At 36.1% G+C, this 26,511-nt stretch carries 32 protein-coding genes; 25 read left to right on the top strand and 7 right to left on the bottom strand.

Going from position 1 to position 26,511, the window contains the following annotated elements; all coding sequences use genetic code 11:
- Position 1: 1 nt before the first annotated feature.
- From GH741_RS18960 to GH741_RS19010, 11 genes are all read left to right on the top strand, one after another.
- Positions 2-655, top strand: a complete 654-nt coding sequence (locus GH741_RS18960) for a response regulator (RefSeq protein WP_338079570.1) — start codon at positions 2-4, stop codon at positions 653-655.
- 40 nt (positions 656-695) lie between these two features.
- Positions 696-1,121 (top strand): GAF domain-containing protein, encoded by a 426-nt coding sequence (locus tag GH741_RS18965; RefSeq protein ID WP_240795569.1) that lies wholly within the window; start codon positions 696-698, stop codon positions 1,119-1,121.
- 17 nt (positions 1,122-1,138) lie between these two features.
- Positions 1,139-2,866: a PAS domain-containing sensor histidine kinase gene (locus GH741_RS18970; RefSeq protein ID WP_153738340.1), complete on the top strand. Its 1,728-nt coding sequence runs from the start codon at positions 1,139-1,141 to the stop codon at positions 2,864-2,866.
- A 178-nt stretch (positions 2,867-3,044) separates the two neighbouring features.
- The gene (moaA, locus tag GH741_RS18975; protein ID WP_240795570.1) at positions 3,045-4,061 is read left to right on the top strand and encodes a GTP 3',8-cyclase MoaA; all 1,017 of its coding nucleotides are present in this window, start codon (positions 3,045-3,047) and stop codon (positions 4,059-4,061) included.
- Positions 4,062-4,106: 45 nt separating this feature from the next.
- Positions 4,107-5,117 (top strand): MoeB/ThiF family adenylyltransferase, encoded by a 1,011-nt coding sequence (locus GH741_RS18980; protein WP_338079571.1) that lies wholly within the window; start codon positions 4,107-4,109, stop codon positions 5,115-5,117.
- 11 nt (positions 5,118-5,128) lie between these two features.
- Positions 5,129-6,406 carry a molybdopterin molybdotransferase MoeA gene (locus GH741_RS18985; protein WP_153738342.1) on the top strand — a complete coding sequence of 426 codons (1,278 nt, stop codon included), beginning with the start codon at positions 5,129-5,131 and terminating at the stop codon, positions 6,404-6,406.
- Between the two features lie 30 nt (positions 6,407-6,436).
- On the top strand, positions 6,437-6,913 hold the full coding sequence (locus GH741_RS18990; protein ID WP_153738343.1) for a molybdenum cofactor biosynthesis protein MoaE: 477 nt from the start codon (positions 6,437-6,439) through the stop codon (positions 6,911-6,913).
- A complete protein-coding gene (gene moaD / locus GH741_RS18995; RefSeq protein ID WP_153738344.1) occupies positions 6,906-7,139 on the top strand; it encodes a molybdopterin converting factor subunit 1 in 234 nt (77 codons plus the stop codon). Before GH741_RS18990 ends, moaD begins: the two co-directional genes overlap by 8 nt.
- Positions 7,140-7,190: 51 nt before the next feature.
- Positions 7,191-7,685, top strand: coding sequence for a molybdopterin-guanine dinucleotide biosynthesis protein B (gene mobB, locus GH741_RS19000; protein ID WP_153738345.1), 495 nt, complete (start codon positions 7,191-7,193; stop codon positions 7,683-7,685).
- Positions 7,686-7,755: 70 nt separating this feature from the next.
- The gene (locus tag GH741_RS19005) at positions 7,756-8,331 is read left to right on the top strand and encodes an NTP transferase domain-containing protein (RefSeq protein ID WP_170287667.1); all 576 of its coding nucleotides are present in this window, start codon (positions 7,756-7,758) and stop codon (positions 8,329-8,331) included.
- Positions 8,332-8,363: 32 nt separating this feature from the next.
- Entirely contained in the window at positions 8,364-8,750 is a 387-nt protein-coding gene (locus tag GH741_RS19010; RefSeq protein WP_153738347.1) for a YbaN family protein, read from the top strand.
- Positions 8,751-8,807: 57 nt separating this feature from the next.
- On the opposite strand, the gene GH741_RS19015 is transcribed toward GH741_RS19010, so the two are convergent.
- On the bottom strand, positions 8,808-9,317 hold the full coding sequence (locus tag GH741_RS19015) for a phosphatidylglycerophosphatase A family protein (protein WP_153738348.1): 510 nt from the start codon (positions 9,315-9,317) through the stop codon (positions 8,808-8,810).
- A 291-nt stretch (positions 9,318-9,608) separates the two neighbouring features.
- Here GH741_RS19015 and GH741_RS19020 point away from each other — a divergent pair, with 291 nt between their 5' ends.
- From GH741_RS19020 to thrB, 4 genes are all read left to right on the top strand, one after another.
- Positions 9,609-10,580: a protein kinase family protein gene (locus GH741_RS19020; protein ID WP_153738349.1), complete on the top strand. Its 972-nt coding sequence runs from the start codon at positions 9,609-9,611 to the stop codon at positions 10,578-10,580.
- A gap of 244 nt (positions 10,581-10,824) precedes the next feature.
- On the top strand, positions 10,825-12,117 hold the full coding sequence (locus tag GH741_RS19025; protein ID WP_153738350.1) for a homoserine dehydrogenase: 1,293 nt from the start codon (positions 10,825-10,827) through the stop codon (positions 12,115-12,117).
- A 3-nt stretch (positions 12,118-12,120) separates the two neighbouring features.
- Complete coding sequence (gene thrC, locus GH741_RS19030; RefSeq protein ID WP_153738351.1) at positions 12,121-13,182, top strand: threonine synthase; 1,062 nt, start codon at positions 12,121-12,123, stop codon at positions 13,180-13,182.
- On the top strand, positions 13,179-14,078 hold the full coding sequence (gene thrB / locus GH741_RS19035) for a homoserine kinase (protein ID WP_153738352.1): 900 nt from the start codon (positions 13,179-13,181) through the stop codon (positions 14,076-14,078). The genes thrC and thrB overlap by 4 nt, the downstream gene beginning before the upstream one ends.
- An 85-nt stretch (positions 14,079-14,163) precedes the next feature.
- On the opposite strand, the gene GH741_RS19040 is transcribed toward thrB, so the two are convergent.
- Complete coding sequence (locus GH741_RS19040; protein ID WP_240795571.1) at positions 14,164-14,388, bottom strand: NifU family protein; 225 nt, start codon at positions 14,386-14,388, stop codon at positions 14,164-14,166.
- A 161-nt stretch (positions 14,389-14,549) separates the two neighbouring features.
- Here GH741_RS19040 and GH741_RS19045 point away from each other — a divergent pair, with 161 nt between their 5' ends.
- The 4 genes from GH741_RS19045 (at position 14,550) to GH741_RS19060 (ending at position 17,300) form a co-directional block, all read left to right on the top strand.
- Positions 14,550-14,870, top strand: coding sequence for a YuzD family protein (locus GH741_RS19045; protein ID WP_153738353.1), 321 nt, complete (start codon positions 14,550-14,552; stop codon positions 14,868-14,870).
- 773 nt (positions 14,871-15,643) lie between these two features.
- Entirely contained in the window at positions 15,644-15,883 is a 240-nt protein-coding gene (locus GH741_RS19050; RefSeq protein ID WP_153738354.1) for a YuzB family protein, read from the top strand.
- Positions 15,884-16,007: 124 nt separating this feature from the next.
- Entirely contained in the window at positions 16,008-16,871 is an 864-nt protein-coding gene (dapF, locus tag GH741_RS19055) for a diaminopimelate epimerase (RefSeq protein WP_153738355.1), read from the top strand.
- Positions 16,872-16,940: 69 nt separating this feature from the next.
- Positions 16,941-17,300: a HesB/IscA family protein gene (locus tag GH741_RS19060; RefSeq protein WP_153738356.1), complete on the top strand. Its 360-nt coding sequence runs from the start codon at positions 16,941-16,943 to the stop codon at positions 17,298-17,300.
- Between the two features lie 71 nt (positions 17,301-17,371).
- On the opposite strand, the gene GH741_RS19065 is transcribed toward GH741_RS19060, so the two are convergent.
- Both GH741_RS19065 and GH741_RS19070 read right to left on the bottom strand, forming a co-directional pair.
- Positions 17,372-18,199, bottom strand: a complete 828-nt coding sequence (locus tag GH741_RS19065) for an MBL fold metallo-hydrolase (RefSeq protein WP_420809415.1) — start codon at positions 18,197-18,199, stop codon at positions 17,372-17,374.
- A gap of 205 nt (positions 18,200-18,404) precedes the next feature.
- Positions 18,405-19,388 (bottom strand): NAD(P)/FAD-dependent oxidoreductase, encoded by a 984-nt coding sequence (locus GH741_RS19070; RefSeq protein ID WP_153738357.1) that lies wholly within the window; start codon positions 19,386-19,388, stop codon positions 18,405-18,407.
- Positions 19,389-19,668: 280 nt separating this feature from the next.
- On the opposite strand from GH741_RS19070, the gene GH741_RS19075 reads away from it, so the two are divergent.
- The 3 genes from GH741_RS19075 (at position 19,669) to GH741_RS19085 (ending at position 22,097) form a co-directional block, all read left to right on the top strand.
- Positions 19,669-20,886: an NAD(P)/FAD-dependent oxidoreductase gene (locus GH741_RS19075; protein WP_153738358.1), complete on the top strand. Its 1,218-nt coding sequence runs from the start codon at positions 19,669-19,671 to the stop codon at positions 20,884-20,886.
- 128 nt (positions 20,887-21,014) lie between these two features.
- Positions 21,015-21,326, top strand: coding sequence for a YuiB family protein (locus GH741_RS19080; RefSeq protein ID WP_153738359.1), 312 nt, complete (start codon positions 21,015-21,017; stop codon positions 21,324-21,326).
- A 78-nt stretch (positions 21,327-21,404) separates the two neighbouring features.
- Positions 21,405-22,097, top strand: coding sequence for a 3D domain-containing protein (locus GH741_RS19085; RefSeq protein ID WP_153738360.1), 693 nt, complete (start codon positions 21,405-21,407; stop codon positions 22,095-22,097).
- 81 nt (positions 22,098-22,178) lie between these two features.
- Here the strand turns inward: GH741_RS19085 and GH741_RS19090 are convergent, their stop codons facing one another.
- Together GH741_RS19090 and deoD are read right to left on the bottom strand one after the other, a co-directional pair.
- The gene (locus GH741_RS19090) at positions 22,179-22,652 is read right to left on the bottom strand and encodes a divergent PAP2 family protein (RefSeq protein WP_153738361.1); all 474 of its coding nucleotides are present in this window, start codon (positions 22,650-22,652) and stop codon (positions 22,179-22,181) included.
- A gap of 296 nt (positions 22,653-22,948) precedes the next feature.
- The gene (deoD, locus tag GH741_RS19095; RefSeq protein ID WP_153738362.1) at positions 22,949-23,656 is read right to left on the bottom strand and encodes a purine-nucleoside phosphorylase; all 708 of its coding nucleotides are present in this window, start codon (positions 23,654-23,656) and stop codon (positions 22,949-22,951) included.
- A gap of 255 nt (positions 23,657-23,911) precedes the next feature.
- Between deoD and GH741_RS19100 the strand changes: the two genes are divergently transcribed.
- From GH741_RS19100 to GH741_RS19110, 3 genes are all read left to right on the top strand, one after another.
- Positions 23,912-24,175, top strand: a complete 264-nt coding sequence (locus tag GH741_RS19100; protein WP_153738363.1) for a phosphocarrier protein HPr — start codon at positions 23,912-23,914, stop codon at positions 24,173-24,175.
- Between the two features lie 178 nt (positions 24,176-24,353).
- Positions 24,354-24,842 carry a cation:proton antiporter regulatory subunit gene (locus tag GH741_RS19105; RefSeq protein ID WP_153738364.1) on the top strand — a complete coding sequence of 163 codons (489 nt, stop codon included), beginning with the start codon at positions 24,354-24,356 and terminating at the stop codon, positions 24,840-24,842.
- A 46-nt stretch (positions 24,843-24,888) separates the two neighbouring features.
- Positions 24,889-26,028 (top strand): cation:proton antiporter, encoded by a 1,140-nt coding sequence (locus GH741_RS19110; RefSeq protein WP_338079572.1) that lies wholly within the window; start codon positions 24,889-24,891, stop codon positions 26,026-26,028.
- A gap of 76 nt (positions 26,029-26,104) precedes the next feature.
- Here the strand turns inward: GH741_RS19110 and kapB are convergent, their stop codons facing one another.
- A complete protein-coding gene (kapB, locus tag GH741_RS19115; protein ID WP_153738365.1) occupies positions 26,105-26,497 on the bottom strand; it encodes a kinase-associated lipoprotein KapB in 393 nt (130 codons plus the stop codon).
- Between the last annotated feature and the right edge of the window lie 14 nt (positions 26,498-26,511).

A 26,511-nucleotide genomic window follows, 5' to 3' on the forward strand; every position in this document is an offset into this window, starting at 1 on the left:
AGTGATAAAAATCCTATTGGTAGATGACCATGCAGTTGTTCGGATGGGGCTAAAGGTATTACTAAACGCTGTACCCGATATGGAAGTAGTCGGAGAAGCATCTGAAGGTAATGAAGGTATAGAAAAAGCATTAGAATTAACACCCGATGTTGTATTAATGGATTTAAGTATGCCGCACGGGAAAGATGGACTGTCTGCTACTTCTGAATTAAAGAAACGTTTAGCGGAAACAGCCATCTTAATATTGACGATGCATGATGATGAGGAGTATTTATTCAGGGCTATTCAAGCTGGAGCTTCAGGATGTGTTTTAAAAAGTGCTCCACATGAAGAGCTTATTAACGCAATTGAATCTGTGTGTAATGGAAATGCCTATCTTCATGCTGCAGCAACCAAGCGATTAATGGAAGAATATTTGGGGTCAGTGAAGAATGACGGGTCTGACAACTATCAGTTATTATCCGACCGCGAAAAGGAAGTATTAACTTTAATTGCTAAAGGATATTCAAATAAGGATATTGGTGAGCAGTTGATTATTAGCGTGAAAACAGTTGAGACACATAAAAGTAATCTAATGGATAAATTACAAATGAAAACAAGGCCAGAACTTGTTTCCTACGCTTTAAAGAAAGGCTTGCTAGGTTATGGAATGTAAAAGGAATAGCCCTAATAATGATGATTTAGTAAACTCGTTTTTGTTAGAATGTAATTTATTGAGAGAAAACATTTCTTGTGATTTTACTGGAATCGCTATACAAAAACCTGACGAGCTGGATATTGTATGGCCATATGTTAGTGGAAACAGAAATGAGAAGTACAAATATCTTACGGTTCGTTATGGAAAAGGTATTGCTGGAAAAGTTATTTCAACCGGAAGTCCAATGACGATAGCATCGTTTCCGAATAATATTATTGGTAGATCTACAGATTACCCAATTATGTTAGCCGAAAAGCTCTTATCTGCCTATGCATATCCATTACAATTTAAAGGGGTACCTAAGGGTGCTCTTCTAATCGGTTTCCGAGACTCACGTACTTTTAGTCAAGATGACAAAGATAAGGTGCAAACAACAGTACAGAAGGTGGAAGCTTTGTTAGCTTCCAATTATTTCGGGCGCTAGGAGGAGAAACTGAAGCTATGACAAAGTCAAATCCTAATACCATTTTGAACAACAGTGAAACTCCTGGAGATGCAACCATTATCGTTGATAAAGTTGGCGTAATCCAAACGGTTAATCCAAAAGCTATGCAACTACTCCATCTTGAAGTAAGTGATTTTCTTGGTGAAGCAATCCAGGATCTTATGCCTGATTTAGATCTTTTCTTGGTTAAAGAAGGAAAAACCTTTCAACATTTTGCGGAAAATAAACAGGGTAAGTCAATTCCTTTATTTGTACGTAAAAGTACCTTTTCACTTAAGGGAGAGCATTATTCAATCATTGTTATCCAAAGGAGTAACGACCATTCTTATTTAGGGATGGAGCCTCAAAGGGTCTCAGACGAATTACTCGACATGAAATATGCCCTTGATCAATCAACAATCGTAGCGATCACAGACCAAACCGGTAAAATCACCTATGTAAATGATAAATTCTGCGAAATTTCTCAATATTCGAGTGAGGAATTAATTGGCCGGGACCATAGAATTATCAATTCTGGGTATCACTCAAAAGAATTTATCCGTAATCTGTGGCGAACAATAGCTAACGGTGAAGTATGGCATGGTGAGATTAAAAACAAGGCCAAAGATGGAACCTATTACTGGGTGGATACCACAATCGTACCCTTCTTAACTAATCAAGGAAAGCCATACCAGTATTTAGCAATTAGAAAAGAAATCACAGAATACAAGCGTGTTTTGAATGAATTAGAAAAGTCTATCCAAGAATTAGTAGATATTAAATTCGCATTAGATGAGTCTTCGATTGTAGCAATAACAGACCAACAAGGAAAGATTACCTATGTTAATGATCAATTTGTCAAAATTTCTAACTATTCTAGGGAAGAATTAATTGGAAATTCACACACTTTAATCAATTCGGGCTACCATCCTAAATCCTTTTTCAAAGAGCTTTGGAAAACAATTGGTAATGGCAATGTCTGGCATGGAGAAATTAAAAATAAAGCAAAAGATGGTTCTTATTACTGGGTGGATACGACAATTGTCCCGTTTCTTAATGAAAATGGAAAGCCTTATCAATATTTAGCCATACGGTTTGAAATAACAAACAGAAAACAAGTGGAAGAAGAATTGAAACATACGATGACTCGAATTATTAACGTTCAAGAAGATGAGCGAAAGAGGTTGTCCCGTGAGCTACATGATGGGATAGGACAGAATTTATATAGTCATCTGATAACTATTAACCGATTAGCTAACGAGATAGAACACCCTCTACACGAACAAATGGTTAGAGAAGCAACAGAATTAATTGAAGAAATCCGAGATTTTTCTTGGGAACTCAGGCCTTCTGTATTAGATGATCTAGGACTTGTTCCAGCGATTCGATCTTTTTTGAATCGTTTTTCCGAGAACTATAATTTTGATGTTGTTTTTGAATGTTTCTTAGAACGAAGATTGAGTAACCAAATTGAGATAACAATTTACCGAATTATTCAAGAATCACTGACAAATGTGCGTAAGTATGCTGAGGTTCAGCAAGCTTCCGTTACAATCCGAGAAGTAGAAAACGTAGTTCGAGTAATGATTGAGGATGCCGGCAAAGGATTCATTAAGGATCGGTTAACTTCAGGTGTAGGATTGATTAGTATGGAAGAAAGAGCACGTTCTGTAGATGGAGAGCTTCAAATCAAATCGATACCAGGAAAAGGGACAACAGTTGTTTTAGAAATCCCCCGAGATTAACTAATTCTTACGCTAATTTAGTAATTTATAGCAAACATTTAAATATGTTATGATAGGATAAAACGTTGCTACAAAAGTTTTGTGGTGGCGTTTTATCTTATCACTACATTAAAAACAAAAAAATTATAGATTGAATAATATGTTTTTTAATAAGAAAAAAATAAGGAGAGATCATCCCATGGCAAACTCACCTTTACAAGATAAACTTGGACGCCCACTGCAAGACCTACGGATTTCAGTAACAGATCGTTGTAATTTTAGGTGCACGTATTGCATGCCTAAGGAAATATTCGGAAAAGATTTTCAGTTTATGCCTAAAGAGCATCTGTTAAGTTTTGAGGAAATTGAACGTCTTGCATCTATTTTTGTTGAACTAGGAGTTAAGAAAATCAGATTAACAGGTGGCGAGCCACTGTTACGGAGAAATTTACCGGACTTGATTAAAAAACTTGTAGCAATTGATGGCTTGGAAGACATAGGTTTGACTACTAATGGGTTCTTGCTTGAAAAAATGGCAGGTCAACTAAAAGAGGCAGGATTAAAGCGGGTAAATGTTAGCTTAGATGCTTTAGATGATAACCTGTTTAAATCGATAAATGATAGTGGTGTAGGTATAGATCGCATCTTGAAAAGTATGAAAAAGGCCCAAGAGGTTGGATTAGAAGTAAAAGTCAACATGGTAGTGAAAAAAGGCATGAACGATAATGAGGTAGTTCCAATGGCTAAATATTTTAAAGAGCAGGGAATTGCACTACGTTATATAGAGTTTATGGATGTTGGTCAGCATAATGGTTGGAACTTTGACAAGGTTATTACAAAAAAAGAACTGTTTGATCAACTGTCTAACGAATTTGAGCTTGAGCCGATGGATCCTGCCTATGTTGGTGAAGTAGCTAAGAGATACCGCTATAAAGGAACCAATACTGAGGTAGGTTTTATTACATCAGTATCTGAATCTTTTTGTTCTACCTGTACGCGAGCGAGAGTTGCTGCTGATGGTAAGTTCTACACGTGCTTGTTCGCGGCTGGTGGATTCGATTTAAAAGAGGTACTTCGTTCAGGTGCTAGCGATGAAGAAGTGAAAGCTGCGATTGTACCTACATGGAAAAAAAGAAGTGATCGCTATTCAGATGAGCGAACAGAGGAAACAGCAAAAAACAGGAAAAAAATAGAAATGTCTTATATTGGCGGATAGAAATACCCATTTGAACTAGTTAGAACGGGAAAGGGAGTTTAAAAAGTGACTGAGCGATACTCTCGTCAAGCTTTATTTAAGCCAATTGGTGGCAAAGGGCAAAGCAAAATAGAAAATAAGCACGTGTTGATTGTTGGTTGTGGTGCTTTAGGATCCGCTAGTGCTGAAGCACTTGTCCGTGCGGGGATAGGCAAACTCACGATTGTTGATCGGGACTATGTTGAATTTAGTAACCTCCAACGGCAGCAATTATTTGTTGAGAATGATGCAATTGATCAAATTCCGAAAGCAATAGCTGCCCAAAAAAGGTTAGCAGAGATAAATTCGAATGTAATCATCGATGCCCATGTGATAGATGCAACAAGTCAATCTCTTACTCCTTTATTAGACACCATTGACCTCCTAATTGACGCTACCGATAACTTTGATATCCGTTTTACAATCAATGATCTGCTTCAGTCCCACAACATACCTTGGATTTTTGGATCATGTGTTGGAAGTACTGGAATGAGCTATACCATCCTTCCAGGCCAAACACCCTGTCTCCATTGTTTACTAAATGTTACTAGCTTGTCTGGCGCAACTTGTGACTCCGTTGGTATTATATCACCGGCAGTTCAAATGGTGGTCGCACATCAAATGACTGAGGCCTTCAAGCTACTAGTAGAGGATCATCAAGCATTGAGAAGAGGCCTCGTTATGTTTGATTTATGGAATAACCACTATCAAACAATTAATGTGGAGCGGGCCAAAAGAATCGATTGTCCTTCTTGTGGGGCCAATCCAACTTTTCCATATTTGGATTATGATACACAGACAAAAACGGAAGTATTGTGTGGAAGAGATACTGTACAAATACGCTCTAATCTTGATATTCAATTGGAGGATTTAGCTTCTAGACTGAAGAGTGTGGGAAAGATAAATTTAAATCCTTTCCTATTATCTATTCAGTACGATAGTTACCGAGTGGTGTTCTTTCGCGACGGTCGAACATTTGTCCATGGAACAAATTCAATTGAACAAGCAAAAAAAGTTTATTATAGGCTGGTAGGATAGGGAGGACAATCATGGTTGAGAGAAGAAAACCAATTAAGGTAAATGATGCAGTGGACCGTGTAATGAAATTTGCAGTTTCTGGTAGTGTGAGTTATCTATCAATTGAACAAGCGTATGGACATTTTCTAGGTGAAGACCTGGTTGCTGATCATGATGTTCCTTCTTTTGATCGTTCCCCTTATGATGGCTTTGCCATTCGATCAATAGACACAAAAAATGCTTCTCATACCAACCCGTTAACTTTAGAAGTAGTTGGTGAAATTGGAGCGGGTAGTTTATTTGAGAAAACAGTAGGTGAAGGACAAACAGTTAGAATTATGACTGGAGCACAGATTCCTGCCGGTTGTGATGCAGTAGTAATGCTGGAATTAACGCAGGAGTTCGAAAAAGATAGCAAACCACATATTGAAATTAAACGAAGCTTCAATCAAGGGGACAATATTTCATTTACGGGTGAGGATACAAAAAGTGGCACTGTTCTAGCAACAAAAGGTACCTATATAAACCCTGGTATCGTTGCATTGTTAGCAACTTTTGGTTACAAAGATGTTCCTGTTAGTAGCAAACCCAAAATAGGGGTAATTGCTACTGGAAGTGAATTACTTGAAGTGGATGAGGCACTACAACCAGGGAAAATTCGCAATAGCAATGCATACATGATTGTTTCACAGATCGAACGTGCAGGTGGACAACCGGTCTATTTAGGTCAATTCAGTGATGATCTATCAACTTGTTATACTCAAGTAAAAGATGCGCTTAATAAAGTGGATTTTTTAATCACTACAGGCGGTGTTTCCGTAGGCGACTATGATTATTTACCTGAAATCTATCAAATGCTCGGTGCCAATGTATTGTTCAATAAAGTCGGGATGCGCCCAGGTAGTGTAACGACAATTGCAGAGAAAGATGGGAAGCTACTTTTTGGTTTATCAGGTAATCCATCAGCATGCTATGTAGGATTTGAATTATTTACAAGACCAATTATTCGGACTTATTTGCATTCAAACCACCAGTGCCTTCAAAAAGTTTCAGCTACACTTGGAGCTGATTTTCTTAAGCCAAATCCTTTTGACAGATTCGTGAGAGGATATTTATCTTATGACGAAGGTAAATTAACCGCTACTCCAGCTGGTTTAGATAAATCCAATGTTGTGTCTTCGTTAGGAATGGCAAATGTTTTGATTCTTTTACCTGGAGGAACAAGAGGTTACAAGCGAGGAATGAATGTTAAAGTAATCTTATTAGAGGATCAAACAGGTACTACACTGGAATCATTTTTATCTGATTAACTTTAAACGTGGATGGGAAGGAGTCGTATTATGAAAGAGGAACTATTTGAAATCGTAGATCACCCCATTCAACTAGAAAACCTAATCAAAAAGGTTGAGAGTAGGAATGCTGGAGCCATAACAACTTTTATAGGTACTGTTAGAGAATGGACGAAGGGAAAACGAACAGTCTATCTAGAATATCAAGCCTATAAGCCTATGGCTGTAAAGATGTTAGCAACCATAGGTGAAGAGATACAATCGAAGTGGCCGAATACGATCGTTGCAATCACTCATCGAATTGGACATTTGGATATATCAGATGTTGCGGTTATTATTGCGGTTTCTTCTCCGCATAGAAAAGCCGCTTATGAAGCCAATGAATACGCAATTGAACGAATCAAACAAATTGTACCTATATGGAAGAAAGAGCATTGGGAAGATGGAGAAACTTGGTTGGGTGACCAATTAGAGAATGTTCCATATCATGATGGAAAACCACATATAAAGGATGAAAAAGATGATTAATGTACTTCTATTCGCACACCTCCAAGAAGAAGCTGGACAGGATCGCCTCGAAATAGATGAAGAAGGTATGAGAGTAGACGAATTTAAACAAATGTTAGAGGATAGATATAAATTTACCCAATTGGATCAAGTGATGGTTGCAATAAATGAAGAATTTGCATTCAACAATGATCTGATTAATAGCGGTGACACTGTAGCTTTAATACCACCAGTTAGTGGTGGCTGATTAAGAATTGATTATACCAATTCGATCGTTTCTAATAGGAGTGAAAGTATAGTGAAAACTGTACAAGTAGTTGGATACAAAAATAGCGGTAAAACAACGATGTCGAGTTTTATTATTGAGAATTTAACTAGACATGGATTGGAAGTTGCAGCACTTAAACATCATGGACACGGAGGCGTGCCAACAAGCTTGGAAGATAACGATAGTGCCAAACACCATCAAGCTGGTGCAGTGATGTCCGGTGTACAAGGTGAGGATATTCTACAGTTAACTGTTCGAAAAGAAAGATGGAGCATTGAGCAAATCGTAGCTTTCTATTCTATTATTAATCCCGAGGTTTTAATAATAGAAGGATATAAAAATCTTGATTTCCCGAAAATAGTGATGATCCGATCCGAAGAAGACCTTCATTTATTGGATACACTTACAAACGTTAAAGCAGTTGTAACTGATATGCATATTACAAACCAACATCGATACCAAGTGTTTACTTCTGAACATAAAATGGCTCTTATCGAGTGGTTACTGACACATCTAAAAAGTTGAGTCTAAACTTGACCAGTCTCTTTTGAGGTCTATATAAAAAATGGATATGCAAGCAAAAGGAGTGCCAAAAGTGACAGTTTCATATACAGGTATTATTATTGCCGGGGGTCAGTCAAGAAGGTTTGGTTCACCCAAAGCATTTGCTAAACTAGAGGGAAAACCACTTTATAGTTATTCTATCTCGATATTAAACAAATATTGTTCCAGTATTGTACTAGTTACGAATTCTTCATTAGAGCAATCGTTTAAACAAGAAAACCTAGCGGTACAGGTGATTCAAGATATTAAGAAATATCAAGGGCAAGGACCTCTTGCAGGAATTTTTTCAGCGATGACTAAAGTTACAGACGAGTGGTATATGGTTTTACCGATAGATGTTCCTTTCATGCAGGAATGGGTAATTGAAGAATTAATCTATCAACTGGATGATTCCTATGAAGCTATTGTTCCTGTGGTAAATGGAAAAAAACAACCATTAGTTGCGCTCTATCATCAGAGCTTGAGGAATCGAATTGAAGAAAATTTGCAGCAAGGGAAACGCTCACTTGATCAATTATTAACTAACGCTAAAGTTAAGTATTTAACGAATATAGAGGATGAAAATCCTTTTATTAATATAAACCACCGCGAGGACTTTCCGGAATAAAAAGAATGTACGTTGAGTTGGAGAGAGGATCTATGAACAAAGTATCTAAATCATTACTTATCTTCTTTGGAACATTATTCTTAGTTTTAGGAGTAATTGGCGTGATTCTACCACTTGTCCCTACTACTCCGTTTTTGCTACTAGCAGCTTATTTTTATGGCAGGTCATCAATCACTTTAAATAATTGGCTGCACAATAATAAAATCCTTGGTAAATATATTAGTCAATTTAAACAAGGTCATGGTATTCCATTAAAAACAAAGGTTAAAGTCCTAATAATACTTTGGTCAAGCGCACTTTATTCAATCTTTTTCGTTATAAATAGTCTTGTTATTTCCGTTGTCTTACTCATTATTTTTATTGCGGTGTCTTATTATATATTATCACTTAAAGCAACGGATGTTTCAGAAGAAACATAAAAATCCTAAGTGTCTTCTTGACGACTTAGGATTTTTATTATGACTAATTTTGACTATTTAATCGACATCTCTATCGTTAGCCGCCCCGTGAGCTAATCTACTCGAAGCAGCTGCCGCTATAGCGCCAACAATATCATCTAAGAAGGTATGGCAACTTCCACTTGACTTATCATTTAACTTTTCAAGAATTCCGGGTTTTTGTTTATCAATGTAACCATAGTTAGTAAAACCTATTGAACCGTAAACATTAACAATTGAAAAGGCAATAATTTCATCGACTCCATATAAACTTTCATCTCTTTCAATAGTATCTTGAAGTGGTTGCTCCAGTTTTTTTTGTTCTGCAAGTACATCAAGCTGTATTCCTGTTACAATAGCATTTTGAACTTCACGCTTCATTAAGACACGATCAACGTGATGACGGCAATCATCCATGGATAGATTATCATGGTATTTACTTTGCAAATAATAAACAAGGTCTGCAATGTCATCAATAGTAACACCGCGTTCCTCTAACCAATTTCTCGCTTTTGTCTCCAGTACTGATTGATTCGTAATTTTATCCATATTCTTTTACACACCCTATTTTTAGATTTTCTATTACTAATTATACCCTTACTTGATGATGATGAATCTAAAAAAATGGTTCAATTTTATAATTCTGAACATAGACTTTACAAAAACAGTTGTTACATTAAATAAATCGCATAATTCACTAATCTAGGATTTGAGTAAGTTGAAGGGATTATGTGTTTAGAACAGAAAAAACAACCTAGATTGATTATAAACCATTTGCAAGCTATGGCCTAAACAACCCACAGAAGATTACGTGAGGAATCTCGAAGGGAGAGAAAAGTCTTGGATGAATTATTATCACAATATGTGCCGAATTTTTATGGCTCAAGGACAACAATAGATGGATTCAATGGATATATAAATGGTGATACTGGTTATTTTATCATTCCTGAGCCAAACAATGAAGAGGTACATTATGAACAAAAAGTAATAAGTGATTTCCTTATAAACAGTGGAGTGGATAATATAGCAACACCGTTGTTCAGTCAACAAGGTCAATTAACTACTCGTATAGATAGTAAAGACTACCTTGTTTACATGGGACGAATTAGTAGAAGTAGTAGAACTTCTTCCTCTGCCCATACCCTGGCTTCATTTCACAAACTTGGCACAAATTATCCATATGAGCCAAACTATGTTTCAAGTTACGGACAGTGGAAAACCTTATGGGCAAGTAAAGTGGAGAGCTTTGAACAAATGTATGCTAGTCTATATCAAAAACGTCCTGTGTCAAGTTATCACCGTCTATTCATAGATACTTTTCCGTATCTAATTGGACTATCTGAAAATGCGATTCAATTTTTGCAGGAATCAGAAGCAGACAAAAGGTTTCATGAAAGTGACCGCCCAACTATCACTTTTCAAAGATATCAACATCAACTTCAAAAAGATATAATTTGGTCGCACGAGTTGGTTCATGATCATCCTGTAAGAGATTTAGCAGAACACATTCGCCCCTTTCTATTAGAAGAGGATCAAGCTTTTTTCAAAATAAAAACAGCGTTAAAGGAATACGAACAGGTTCAACCTCTATCCGTTTTTAGCTGGAGATTACTTTACGCCAGACTACTGTTTCCTATTCATTTATTTGACTTTCTGGAAAGTGGATTAGTAAGGAATGAACCTGAAAATCTGTACAATGAATATAAATTAAAACTTGAAAAGCAATCTAATTATGAAAGGAATCTAAAGAGATTCTTTAATGAGGTAGGAGTAGATACAAGGACTCTTAGCATTCCAGTATTGGATTGGTAAAATAATAAAAAAGATGTGTAAAAATATATTAAGTAACCAAACCTTAAAAGGAAATAACTTTTAAGGTTTTTCTCTTTTTTAGACCTACTGATAAGAAACAGTTTTTTATCGAATACTGTAATAAGAAATCTAATATTTTTGAAAATTAGTTATTTGTACCTTGATAATAGAGTAGTTCAACTGTATAATGTCCACTATAGATAAACACATGTACTCTTTAAACATACAGGGGGTAAGATAGAATATGAGAGAAATAAGTTTAGGATTATGTGGATTAGGGACAGTTGGAACAGGTGTAGTAAATATATTGAAAAATCACAAAGAAGAAATAAAATATAAACTAGGTTGTGAAATTGCAGTTAAAAAAATACTAGTCAGCGACATACATAAACAAAGAGATGTAGAAATTGATCCTAACTGGCTTACTACAGATCCCGATGACCTTGTTAATAACGAGGAAATTGATGTAATCATTGAGGTTATGGGTGGAATTGAAAATACTAACGTGCTGTTAGAGCAGGCACTAAAGAATAAGAAACATATTGTAACTGCAAATAAGGATTTAATGGCTGTACATGGTCAAAAGCTACTAAAGCTTGCAAAAGAAAATAATTGTGATATTTATTATGATGCGAGCGTTGCTGGGGGGATTCCAATTCTTCGCACCTTGTCTGACGGTTTAGCATCTGATCGTATTCAAAAGATAATGGGAATTGTCAATGGTACAACGAATTACATTCTCACCAAAATGACAGACGAAAAACTAGACTTCGAGGTTGTGTTGAAAGAAGCACAGGAATTAGGCTTTGCGGAAGCAGATCCTACATCTGATGTTGAAGGGTTAGATGCAGCTAGAAAAATGACTATCCTAGCTAACTTAGCATTTAAGATGGAGATTAGTCTTGATGATGTAGAAGTGTCAGGTATTAGTAACATTACCCAAGAAGATATTTCATTTGCTAGTAGTCTAGGTTATACAATTAAATTGATAGGTATTGCATCAATTAATAATGGAAAGGTAGAGGTTACTGTAGAACCAACTCTATTACCACAAGACCATCCATTAGCTCTAGTTAAAAATGAATATAATGCTGTTTATGTGTATGGAGAAGCTGTTGGAGAAACAATGTTCTATGGACCAGGCGCAGGTAGCCTACCTACTGCAACAGCAATAGTATCAGATTTGATGGAAGTTATTAAGAATATTCGTTTAGGGATTAGTGGGAATGCTTATGTTTCTCCGCAATATAAAACACAGTTAAAAGAAAATAGAGAGAAGTACACCAGTCGTTTCATACGTATGGAAGTGTACGATGAAGCTGGTACATTCCAGAAAATCACCAACGTTTTTTCTGAAGAAAGTGTTAGTTTTGCTAAAATACTACAACTTCCAGCTAGTTCAAAGGAAACAGCAGAAATTGTAATGGTTACTCATAAAATAAGTAAACAACAATTATTGAATAGTTTAGATAAGTTAAAAGGTTTATCTGTAGTCAAAGATATTATTAGCTATTACCGCGTAGATGGGGAGGAATAAATTATGTCATGGCAAGGGTTGTTATCTGAATATCAAGATCGGTTACCAGTGAATGAAAATACTCCTAAAATAACTTTACAAGAAGGAAATACACCACTAATTAAATTGGAAAAATTATCTGAAAAATTTTCGGTGAATGTGTACGCCAAGGTAGAAGGAGCTAATCCTACCGGTTCTTTTAAGGATAGAGGTATGGTACTGGCTATCGCTAAAGCAATGGAAGATGGTGCCAAAGCGGTCATTTGTGCTTCGACCGGAAACACATCAGCTTCTGCTGCTGCGTTTGCTGCCAGGGCTGGTCTAAAATGTATTGTCGTGATACCAGAAGGGAAGATTGCACAAGGAAAACTTGCTCAGGCAGTTATGTATGGAGCAGAAGTCTTTTCAATTGAAGGTAATTTTGACGATGCACTAAAAATTGTAAGAAAAATTAGTGAGAAAGAAGATATCACTTTAGTTAATTCAGTTAACCCTTATCGTATTGAAGGTCAAAAAACTGCCGCTTTTGAAGTCTGTGACACATTGGGTAAAGCTCCAGATTATTTGTTTATACCTGTAGGAAATGCAGGTAACATAACAGCATACTGGAAAGGGTTTAAAGAAAACCACGAGAAACAAAATACTGGACTTCCTAAAATGATGGGATATGAAGCTAGTGGGGCCGCAGCTATCGTGCATAATCGTATATTTGAAAAACCGGAAACAGTAGGCACTGCTATTCGTATTGGAAATCCTGCGAGCTGGCAAGGTGCTATTAATGCCAGAGAAGAATCTGGTGGGGCAATTGATGAAGTAACTGATGAAGAGATGATTGAAGCATACCAATGGCTAGCTGCAAACGAAGGGATTTTTGCAGAGCCCGCCTCTTGTGCATCAATTGCTGGTTTATTTAAAGCCCTGAAAAACAAACAAGTAGAGCCCGGTTCAACAATTGTTACAGTCTTAACTGGCAATGGCTTAAAAGACCCGAATACAGCGATCGATTATGCTAAAATAAAACCGCGAGTTTTGCCAAATGATGAAAAGAAAGTAGTTCAAGAAATCATGAGTAGTGTTTTGGTATGAGTTGGGTGATAACTGTCCCATCGAGTACTGCAAATCTCGGAGCTGGATTTGATTCTGTAGGTCTAGCCTTAAACTTATACCTTGAATTAAAAGTAACTCCTTCTGAGGAGTGGGAATTTGTACCTGTATCAGGACTGCTGCATGGTACACCTACAGATAAGCAAAACTTAATATATAAAATAGCTTTAATAACAGCTGAGAAATTTGGTATAAACGAGTTGCCTCCATGTAGGGTTGAAATGAGAAGTGAAATACCTTTAGCACGTGGCTTGGGTAGCAGTGCGACAGCTACAATAGCTGGCATCGAACTTGCCAATTTGTTATTGGAATTTAACTTTACTGAGGAAGAAAAATTAGATATTGCGACTGCTATTGAAGGACACCCAGATAATGTTGCACCTTCACTAATGGGTGGATGTGTAATTGGACATTTTGACTTTGAGGTGAATTGGACAAAGGTGCCTATTGATGGAATCACGTTTTTGGCAATAATCCCTGAGTTTGAGTTGATGACAGATAAAGCAAGAGCCGTTCTTCCTAATCAATTTAGCTATCAAGAAAGTGTTCTAGCAAGCAGTATAGCAAATGTTAGTGTGGCTGCTATCTGTCAACAAGATTGGCAATTATTAGGTAAGATGATGAAAAAAGATCGATTTCACCAGCCTTATAGAAAGCCTCTAGTACCGCATTATGAAGAACTAGAAAACTTCTTGGAGGGTGAAGTCTTTGGCACATTCTTAAGTGGAGCAGGTCCTACAATGATAGCAATCGTTGATGATTCAGTTGTAGAAAAAAATCTCCATATATGGAAAAAGCAATATTCCCAATTTGATTGGTTGCCATTAAAGGTAGAGAATGAAGGCGTAAAGGCTTTAAAATTAAATGTATCTTATTAAGATTAAATTAATATACTAAATAAATAAACACCCCTTCATCTTTGATGAAGGGGTGTAATATATTTTTAATGTTTATAATTTAAATTTAGAAGACTTGTTCAATTTCAATTACACCAGGAACTTCAGCCATAAGTGCACGTTCAATACCGGCTTTCAATGTGATTGTAGAACTAGGGCAATTACCACACGCTCCCATAAGACGAAGACGTACAATACCATCATCTACATCAACTAATTCAACATCTCCACCATCACGTAGTAAAAATGGACGTAGTTTGTTTAAAACCTCTTGTACCTGCTCGTTCATCATCCATCTTCTCCTTTCCTAATACACACTACTTATTATAGTTTGTTTCTTTAAAAAAATCTATCGGAATTACTTACTAAATTATATATTTCATTATTTTTATTTTATCTTTATTATGTCTTTTTGTAAAATATAAATAACTAAAACTAATTGGGGGAATTCTTTTGAAGAATCAAGAGGTAAAAGTAACCGTATATGGTGCGGAACAAATTTGTGCTAGTTGTGTTAATGCTCCGGGCTCCAGGGAAACATATGAGTGGTTGCAAGCAGCTATCTCAAGAAAATTCGAGTGTGCAAATATAAATTATGAGTACATCGATGTACACCAATCAGAAGTGAGTGTTGAGCATAAACAGATCGTTCAAAGGATACTTAACGATGATTTATTTTATCCGGTAGTATTGGTAAATGATGAAATTGTTGGTGAAGGGATCCCAAGACTTAAGATGGTTTACCAAGCGTTGGTAAACAAGGGTATTAAATAAAGGCTCTTTTCGCAATATTTGTTGCTTTTTAATTTCGTACTTGATATAAAAAGCGTCGTAACTACTTGTTGATTCGCGCTCCGGGCAGTCGCTTTCCGCGGGCAACGCTTCAACTTCCTCGGAAGAAAACCACTTCCAGCGGGATTTTCAGCCGTCGCTTTTCCCGCTGGAGTCGACTGCCCTACGCTCCAATCACCATCTTAATAGAACAATAATGAAAAAAAGATGGATATAGCGGAAAACTTACCAAAGTGTAGTTCCACATCTTAGAATAGCTTTGTATTCAAGAAGATAAAAATCCTTTTCACATATAACCATAGGTTTTATTCTTTGATAATCAGAACACTATTACCTGTGTAGGCAGAATATGTAGGCTCCTCGAAAATAAAGTTCAATTTTCTTCGTGAGTGTTGGTTCAGGAAGTTAATTCTAGTCTTGTGTAATCTTCAAGGTTGCTTGTTTTAATGTAGTAATCTAACAACCGAACTATACCAACGGAGGAAATACACGGAGACTCCTGCGGGATAAAAAGGCATAGTTGAGACCCCACAGTGCGTAGCACGAGGAGGCTCAACAGCCGCCCGCGGAAAGCGTAGTGTATTTCCGAAGTGGTGTAAGTTACGACGCAGTTTATAGTTAATGTGTCAAAAACAACAATCTGTGAGAAAAAATCCTAAATACAAAGGTAATAAAGACGAATGGATTGCTTTATTTACCTATGTATTATATCTTGAGTTTAGGGGAGTTCATCTTCATTTAAGTAAGAGGAGAGAATGATGAATCCAGTTATTGAATTTTGTATAAATAATATTGTTAGTGGATCTCAAAAAGCTAAAGAAGAACTGGAAAAAGACCCAGATCTTGATGTTATAGAATATGGTTGTACAAGTTTTTGTGGTATATGCTCTCAGACTTTATTTGCAATTGTTGATGGTGAGCCTGTAATGGCAGATACCCCTGATGAATTAGTTGAAAATGTTTACAAATATATTGAGGAGAATCCCCTATTTTAATAGTAATGCCATAGGTGATCTAATGGTCAAACCGTGGTATGCTCATGATCAATATTGTATTGAAGTTAAGTCAATTTAACATAAGGTCTCAGATTGAGGCAAAATCTAATTCCGGGGGTACTTCATGAAAATACCATTCACTAAAATGCATGGTTTAGGTAACAGCTATATCTTTTTGAATTTATTTAATTTTGAAATGGAAGATAAAGATCTCAGTTCACTAGCCATTGATGTTTCAAATGTGAATACTGGCATTGGCTCAGATGGCCTGATTTTAATTCATCCATCTAAGCAAGCTGATGTTGGTATGAGAATCTTTAACAAGGATGGATCTGAAGGTAAGAATTGCGGGAATGGCGTTCGGTGTGTCGCGAAATTTGCTTTTGAGAATGACCTTGTTAATGAAAAGATATTTACTGTTGAAACAAAGGCAGGTAATGTTACCGCTGAAGTCCATGTGGTAAATAAAGTTGTTGAGGAAGTTACAGTCGATATGGGGAAACCTATCTTAAAACGTTCAGAAATACCAATGGTTGGAGAAGATATTCCACAAGTAGTTATGGAAAACTTTGAAGTGAGCCACCATCCATTGCAAATTACTGCTGTTTCGATGGGAAACCCTCATGCAATTTTCTTTGTCGAGAATATTGACGAGGCACCATTATTTGAGTTAGGACCAATGATTTCCAATGATCAACGTTTTCCAGAAGGAGTAAATGTTGAGTTTGTAGAGGTTGTTTCGAATAAAGAAATTAACTTCTCTGTATGGGAACGCGGTTCAGGTGTTACACAAGCCTGTGGAACTGGTGCGTGTGCAGCTGTTGTAGCATCAGTATTAAATGGTCATATCCCAAAAAACACTTCAGTAGTTGTTCATCTAAGTGGAGGAGATTTAACCATTAAATGGACTGAAGATGGTCATGTATGGATGAGAGGTAAAGCAGAAACAACCGTTACTGGAGAATTCAAATGGAATCGAAATATCTAATTGGTTGTGTTTGATGTTTTACTCTATCCCTAGTATACTTGTGATAGTAATAGATGAGGAGGACACGAAATGGTTCTAAATATTACTGATAATGCAAGCCTACAAATAAAGGAAATGATGAAAGAAGAAGATCAAGAAACAGTTCGTCTGCGTTTTGGTGTAAAAGGTGGCGGATGTAGTGGATTGTCCTATTCGATGGGTTTTGATTATGATGTAAATGAAGAATTAGACATAGTTGAAAATATAAATGATATTCCTTTAATAATATTTAAGCAGGATATTCCTGTTATTGATGGAACAACAATTGATTTCAAACAAAACATGATGGGTGGCGGATTTACGATTGATAATCCGAATGCCGTTATATCATGTGGGTGTGGTTCTTCGTTTAAAGCGAAAGAAAGAGAAGGAACACCTGAAAATTGTTAATAAAAAGAAGCCTTGATTCATTTAGGACCAAGGCTTCTTTTTTATTATTTATTTGACTGGCCAATTGTAAGTTAATGAACAAATTTTCCTTTTTCCGGAATAGCGATTGTATCAAAGTGGTCAGCTAGTTTTTGCAATTCTTCTCTTAAAAAGACACCTTCCATTGGGTGACCATGTCCTGTAACGGCAATCTCTGGCTCTAATTTATTTAACTCTTTCACGGAGTTCCAGGCCGCATCCCAGTTTGTTGTAAAATATTTTGGTGGACCACTAATTTCTTGTTGTTGGGTAATAACCTTATACAATGATTCTTGTTTTACAGTAACAAAAGCGTCCCCAACAATTAATGATCGATCTGCGTCTCTAAATAATGAGACGTGACCTTTAGTGTGACCAGGAGTATGAATCCACCGCCATCCATCCATTCCAGGAATTGTACCGTCTTTTGGCAAAGGTTGGACATGGTTTTCTAAATTTATTCCATGATTAGGAAAAAAAGGTGACATCTTTGCAACTAGTCCACCATCAACGGAGGGATCACCTTCTGGATAGGAGGCTTTACCAGTTAAATATGGGAGTTCTAAATCATGTGCAAATACTGGCACATCCCATGTCTTAACTAAATCAATGATAGAGCCAACATGATCAAAGTGGCCATGTGTTAATATAATAGCTTTAGGACTTGCATTGTTACCAAAATGGTCTTCGGCCTGTTGGATTATTTCTGTTGATGATCTAGGCATACCCGCATCAACAAGCACAAAGCTATCTTTTGTGCCAATAAAAACTAAATTAACGATTTGATCAGTGTAACAGTAAATATCTGGTGCTACATTGAGTCCCATTCGATTAGCGACTGAAGTGACTGGTAAAATTCTTTCTTCGAATTCATTCTCCAATGATATCCCCCCAATATTATGATATCCATATCCCCCCTATAACAGGAGCAGTTACTTGGAACCAAATGCTACAAGCCACATGAAAAAAGGATTTACATAGGTAGCATTCCCAATTCTGAAGTAAGAATCGCTTTATCAAATAAAAGAATTTCCCAAAAAACAGTCCGTATCTGAATCATTTCAGATACGGACAAATAATTTAAATTTAAAACATACTTGTAGAATGTTTTGGCTGAACTCTAGCGTCTGGGTCAATGTATGCTTTAGCATTATTAACAGCTGTTGGTCCTTCTCCAAAACCTGCAACAATTAAATTTACTTTACCTGGATAGGTACAAATGTCTCCTGCTGCATAAATTCCAGGAATGTTTGTTTCCATCTTCGAATTAACAGAGATACTGTTTTTATCTATTTCTAGATCCCAGTTTTTAATGGGGCCAAGAGAGGAGACGAAGCCATAATTGACTAAGACTGCATCCACATCGATCAGCACTTCATTGTCACCTTTAACTTCCTTCAGTTTAACTTGTTCAATTTTATCTGTGCCTATTAGTTGCTCTGGGACATAAGGCGTCATGATGTTGACACTTGACTGCATTAAATTTTCAACACTATGTTCGTGTGCTCTGAAATCACTACGACGATGAACTAGAACTACTTCCTTGGCAATGGGCTCTAACATTAGTGCCCAGTCAACTGCAGAGTCTCCACCACCAAACAATACTACTCTTTTGTCTTTATATACTTCCATATTTTCCACAAAATAATGAAGATTTTTACCCTCAAACATTTCTGCGTTATCAACAGCTAATTTTCGTGGTTGGAATGCTCCATTTCCTGCGGTAATTATAACAGCTTTTGTGTAATGTACTCCTGAATTTGTTGTAAGCTTTAAAGATCCATCTCCTTGGCGTTCAACAGTTTCTACTGACTCATTAAGTACGATTGTTGGGTCAAATAAATCCGTTTGCTCCTTTAAGTTGTCAACTAACTTCTGAGCTCTGATTTTCGGAAATCCTGCTATATCATATATATATTTTTCCGGATATAGAGCACTTAATTGCCCACCAATATGCGGCAAACTCTCAACTATTTTTACACTAGCTTGACGTAACCCTCCATAAAAAGCTGTAAATAAACCAACAGGGCCAGCACCAATTATAGTAATATCATATATTTTATCGGACATGGATAATTCCTCCTATAATAGATAAACATTAAATATAACGATATTTATTTTAACACATTTTTCAGTTTGTATAATAGTGAACAGATTTAAATAATTAATTGCTAATTCTAAATATTCAATAAATATACTTAAGGGTTGAAAATTATAATAAAAAAGTCTAAGATTAGCAATAGGTTGAAATAGTACGAATTTGTGACATTACATAGTTATACGTGAAATGTATCACGAGGTTGCAGGTTATAAAATGGAAATAATAAATATAAAGATGGAAGTGAATTAGATGAAAAAACCAAACATTGTAATACTTGGAGCAGGATATGGTGGTTTAACGACTACTGTAAAACTACAAAAGAAATTAGGCGCGAATGATGCACAAATCACCTTAGTAAACAAGCATGATTATCATTATGAAGCAACCTGGCTTCACGAGGTTGCAGCAGGAACGATTAGTCCAGACCATGCACGCTTTGCTATTAAGGATGTAGTTGATTTAAGTAAGGTAAATTTTGTACAAGATACAGTAGTATCAATTCAACCAGATGATAATAAAGTTATCTTGGAAGACGGAGAATTAGAATATGACTATCTTGTTGTTGCATTAGGTTTTGAAGCGGCGACATTTGGGATTCCGGGACTATCGGAAAACGCATTTATGATAAACAATATTAACTCTTCTCGTTTACTTAGGGAGCATATTGATTATAATTTCGCCATGTATAACAATGAAATAGAAAAGAAGCAAGAACGTTTAAATATTGTTGTTGGAGGCGGCGGTTTTACAGGCATCGAATTTTTAGGTGAGCTTGCAAACCGAATTCCAGAGCTTTGTAAAGAGTATGATATTGATCGTGACAAGGTACGTATCATTAACGTTGAAGGTGCTCCTACAATATTACCGGGGTTTGATCCACAGTTAGTGGAATACACATTGAACTCGTTAGAAGCAAGGGGAGTAGAATTTAAAGTTGGTGCATTATTAAAGGGCTGTACTCCTGAAGGTATCGTTATAGAAAAGGACGGAGAACAAGAAGAAATTCCAACTTTCACAACTGTTTGGGCAGCTGGTGTTAGAGCGAATAGTCTTGTAGAGCAGTCTGGCCTTGAGCATAACCGTGGAAAAGTTGAAGTCAAACCTGATCTTCGTGCCCCTTCGCATGAAAATGTATTTGTTGTCGGAGACTGTGCTCTAATTTGGAACAAAGAAACAGAAAGACCTTATCCACCAACGGCGCAAATTGCTATGCAGGAAGCAGAGGTATGTGCGCATAATTTAGCTACTATTGTTAAAGGTGGAGACGAGCTTGAATCGTTTGAGTTTAATAATATGGGTACTGTAGCTTCGCTTGGCCATAATGATGCAATGGGCGTAGTTTTTGGTGATAAGAAGATATTTGGATGGTCTGCATCAATAATGAAAAAAGTTATAGATAACCGTTCTTTATTTAAAATAGGTGGAATCGGCTTAGTGCTTAAAAAGGGTAAATTCAATATCTTTTAAAGTTCTAAAAAGCAAAGGCAGAATAACTGTCTTTGCTTTTTTTGACTATAAATAATAAAATAGTTGTCGATAACCGTTCAGTTTTTAAATCTAGTCTCAACAATAGAAAGAACTAAGGGAGAGAAGAAATGTTACAGTTTATTGTTTCAATTGTCTTATTTTTTGTTTTGTTTTTTGGAATAGCCTTTATCCTAAATATGTTATTAAGACAGACATGGATTATGTCGTTTGTTTACCCGATAGTAATTATGCTTATTGTGGATGAGTTTCCACTATCAAATTATTTTAATAATCCGGGTTCAGCGTTCTCAACTGTTTGGTACAATCTTATTAATTTAAATGTATATGATATCGTGATTTTATTAGCAGGCTTTACCGGGACAATTGTCTCCGGAATAGTTATAAGAATGTTAAGAAAGAACGGTTATAGAATGTTTTAATACTTACCCAGTATTTTGAAATGTATAAAATGTTCCATTACTGGAAATGATGACACTCAGAGAGGTGTTATCAATAAAATGAAAAAATATAAGTATTTAAGACGACTGATAATGACTGTTTTGTTTTTGGGAGCATTTTTCACAACAATTTCATCAGTATCGAATGTTTCAGCAAGTGACGTCAAGAATGGTATATATGGAGGCACTGGTGATTTAGCAATTTATTCTACTTTTTCAGACCAACCAACTCGTGAAATTGCCTTATGGAAAAAGTCATTTAATCATCAAAAGGCTACGACAAGGTATATATCTAGTGAACAAGTAGAAGGTCCTAAGTCACTGGAAGAAGCAATTGATTTTGAACAGTACCCAACTGCATCTGTAACAGCTACTGGATACACTGCGGGTGTTGAGTCAACAGGTAAGACCCCTGACCATCCTGAGTATGGTATTACTTACTCTGGTGTGAAAGTAAAACGTGATCTTTATTCAACTATTGCTGCTGACCTTAATGTATATCCTATTGGTACTATCTTATATGTACCTGGATATGGCTATGGGGTAGTTGCTGATAAAGGTTCAGCAATTACGGGCAATAAAATTGATTTGTATTACCCTACTGTTAAAGAAGTGTATGATAAATGGGGTAAAAAACAAGTTGAAATTTATGTAATAGAAAAAGGCGAAGGAAAGTTAACTGAAGAAGTGCTTGTAAACTTAAATAAAACAGAAGCTCTTCAAGTCTTTCGTGAAGAAATACGAAAAAGTTAAATTATAAACCCCCGAAAAAAATATGTTTTTTCGGGGGTTTTTTATTGGTTTCTGTAATTGTTGAGTTTGGTTGGTCAAGCTTTAAAATAATGGATATAGGAGAAAAGCTAGGATAATTCCGGTTAGTCCCCCAAAAAATACTTCGATTGGCTGATGACCCAATAGTTCCTTAAGTTCTGCTCTTTTTTCATATTCCTTCTTTTTTGACCAGACTTTAGCTTCCTCGATAAAATAGTTAAAGTCCTTAACAAGCATATTAAGCACCACTGCTTGCTCACCGGCTTGTCTTCTAACACCAGTGGCATCAAACATAATAATAATACTAAACACACAGGAAACAGCAAAGATGCCTGATGAGAGCCCGTGCTCGATACCAATACCAGTTGTTACTGCTGTTACTGCTGCTGAGTGACTACTGGGCATTCCACCAGTACTAAAAGCTAATCCAGGCTTGAATTCCTTTGTGGCAATATAATGAATTGGAATTTTCACAAGTTGTGCAAAAGTAATACCTAAAAGTGCAGCCCAAAGAGGGAAATTTAAAAATAACTCCAAAACCGAACATCCTTTCTGCGACTAATTAATATATGTAGTTTTCCCTTTCAATTTTCAGTTAAAACTTACAAAATTAGTTCTTCGTTATTCTAAATTTTAAGCAAATGCTTAATGTAATTGTGTTTGATTATACCATAAGAGTTTAGTAGAAGGAATCAATTGACATGCAAGAGAAATAGCTTAAGGGGTGTCTCGTAAATTGAATCTAACAGAGGGAGTCTATGGATTTTGTGTCAAAAACAGTAAAACCAAAATTAAAAAGAACCAAAAGCAGTTGCTTCTGGTTCTTCTCATTATCACTTAATAGCAGTTTCAAGTGATACCTCAATCATTTCATTGAAAGTGGTTTGTCGTTCTTCTGAACTCGTTTCTTCACCTGTAAGAATATGATCAGAAACAGTCAATACTGACAGAGCCTGACGGTTAAACTTCGCGGCCAGTGTGTAGAGAGCTGTAGTTTCCATTTCAACCGCTAATACGTTATATTTAGCAAGTAAATGGAATAGTTCTAGCCCATTGTCTCGATAAAAACTATCGCTCGTAAAAACATTTCCTACTTTCAGTTCAAGTCCTTTTTCAATCCCAGTGTCGTATGCATTTTTTAATAACTGGAAATCGGCATTAGGTGCAAAATCAACACCTCCGAATACCATTCGATTCATTTGTGAATCAGTAGTAGAGGTTGATGCTAAGATTACGTCTCTAACTTGTACATCCTTTTGTATCGCACCACATGTACCAACTCGGATTAACTTTTGGACATCATAGCTTTGTATTAACTCATTTACGTAGATGGAAATGGAAGGAACACCCATTCCTGTTCCTTGAACAGATACCTTTTCCCCTTTATATGTACCTGTGTATCCATACATTCCTCTAACTTCATTGTAGCAAGTTACATTTTCTAAGAAGTTTTCTGCAATATACTTGGCACGAAGTGGATCACCCGGTAGTAATATTTTGTCTGCGATATCACCTGTTTTTGCCCCGATATGGACACTCATATTTTATAGCCTCCTAAAAACTGTTGTTTTACAGAAATAACGTATCATAACGATAGGTAGAACACAAATCTTGCTATGTATAGATTGTTAAACCAATCGTATAATAAAATACATAGATAGCAAAATTTCTTTTTAGTTTCTTAACGTTTACATTTCGTATATAATAGATTTAGTTAGTAATTTCACATAGGTAAGATTTTCATACTAAATAGTAATATATGTAAAATTTTAATGAAATCAAAGGGAGGATTTACAATGAAAGAAAAAAAATTTACTATTACAGATGATACAGGGATCCATGCAAGACCAGCAACTTTACTTGTTAATAAAGCAGGTCAATACGAGGCACACATTGAAATGCATTATAATGGAAAAACAGTTAACTTAAAATCTATTATGGGTGTTATGTCTCTAGGTGTTCCAAAAGGTGCAGAGATTGTAGTTACAGCTGACGGTAGTGATGAGGAACAAGCTTTACAAGGTGTAGAAGAAACGATTAAAGAGCATCTTGGAGAGTAATAACTATACTTAAATTTAATCAAAAGCTAGAGATGCTTATGCTCTAGCTTTTTTGCATATAGGGTTTTGAAACCATACGAACTTTGAACTTCTTATAAAGACCACGCACAATTTTATATCATTTAAGTTATACTAGTATGAAGACTATTTAAAAACGTGTATTCAGAGGTGTATATCAATGAAAATTTCCGTATCACAGTTACCTGGAATTGGACAAAAAATTTCGTTGCAAACAGCAGAAGAAAGTATGCTAGTGGTAATTGTTCATCATACAGGAAAGAGAGAACTTTACTTTTTTGATGATGCAGATAGTGACGAGGCAGATTTCGCAATGGATTTAACCCCAGATGAAACGAGAGAGCTTGGTGCTCAACTACTCGGTGCTACCTATCAACCAGTAAATTCTGATCAACTAAAAATGTTTAAAAAGCAAATAGTAGTGGATTATATCAAGTTAAGTGAAAAGTCCCAAATTGCATACAAAACCCTAGAAGAGTCTGAAATAAGGAACAAAACAGGAGCAACAATTATAGGCATCGTACAAGGCGATGATATGATTGCCATACCAGATATAACTAGAAAATTAGAACCTGGTGACATACTTATGTCTATTGGAAAAAAAGAACAAATAGATAGCCTTGATGCGTTATGTAAAGGAGAGGAATGATCTTATTTTGTTAAGTGATTTTCCATTATTGCTGGGAGCAGGATTGGTGTTACTTGGAATCTTTTTTTTAGGCTTTTTAAGCCTGAAGTTAAATTTTCCAAGTGTTATATTATATATACTATTTGGTGTAGTACTTGCAGACTTATTAAGTCACAATGAACTATTGCACTTTGCAAGTGAGATAGGTATAGTATTACTCTTTTTCTTATTAGGTCTTGAATTTAGTGTGCGTAGACTTGGAGGTATTGCCAAAAAAATATGGCCTTCGGGTTTATTAGATATCTTCCTAAGTTTAGGCGTGTCCATGCTGATTGCGTTAGGGTTTGGGATGGATTTGTTTAGCGCCTTCTTGATTGGGGGAATTGCTTACGCAACTAGCTCTTCGATTACAGCAAAATTATTAGATGATAAAAGTAGGATGGCGAATACTGAAACAGAATTTATTCTAGCAATTTTAATTTTTGAGGATTTAATTGCCCCAATAGTTATTGCAATATTAATTGGTATAAGTACAGGGGGTAGCTTTGAAGCGAATGATTTATTCTTGCTCGTCGGTAAGGTCATTGGCTTAGCTGCATTAGCAATTATTTTAGGTAAGACACTTTTCAAAAAGTTTGACGATTTGCTAGATAAAGTCGAAGATGAAGATTTTAAAATCGTATTATTAATTGGGATAGCAGTAAGTTATGGGGGTTTTGCATTATACTTAGGTCTTTCAGAAGTACTTGGTGCATTTCTAGCAGGTATGATGTTAGCTGAAATTGCTAAGATTGAACGAGTCGAACAAGCGGTTGATCCGGTTAGAGACCTTTTATTACCAACATTTTTTATATACTTTGGTACATCGATTACATTTGGAGATGGGATACCGATGCCTTTATTTTTAGCAGTTCTTTTATTATGGTCAATTGCAGCTAAAATAATTGTTGGAATACTTGGTGGACGATGGTATGGACTCTCGAAAAAGGTTTCCTTGAGGGCAGGACTTTCACTATGTGCGAGAGGTGAATTCTCAGTAGTTATTGCAAGTGTTGCTACTGGAGCGATTAAGGTGATGGGTGGAATTTATATCGTAGCTGCTGCCTTTTTAGGGATGCTTTTATTTGAGAGAGCTCCTGCCATAGCTAATAAGGTTTATGGTAAAAAGAAGCCTAAGAAAAAGGATTTAAAGGTACCCGGAGAATAAAAACTATTAAAGTACTGTCAAACTACATGACAGTACTTTAATTTACTCCTAGAGTGTCTATTTGGTGCACAAAACCCTAATTTTTCTTTTGTTTAAAATAATGTTGTTCTAAATCCTCTAACTTCTTCATTGCAGCTTGGTTAAAATCTGATTCTTTGTCGTTAAGCTTTTCTTTTAATACTTCTACCGATTGTTTAAGTGACAATTGATAGTCTGGAACTTCCTCATTGAATTCATGGACAGCGGATCTTGATACATTCATTTTTTCGTTATAGCTTAATGCTTTTCGCTGGTGAAAGAAAATATCTTCAGTTTTACCAAAGTTATGCAAGTCACCTTGCAGCGGGTGTTTTACAACAGCCAAGACCTTTATTAAATAGTCTTTACCGCGTTCCTCAATTACCTCCCCAACGTAAGTACCTGATTTATAGTGAGCTTTTACTATTTCGCCAATTTTAGCATGATCCATGTGAATAACTCCTT

Origin of the sequence: Aquibacillus halophilus (assembly GCF_009649745.1) — a bacterium.
Taxonomy (GTDB): Bacteria; Bacillota; Bacilli; order Bacillales; family Amphibacillaceae; genus Aquibacillus; species Aquibacillus halophilus.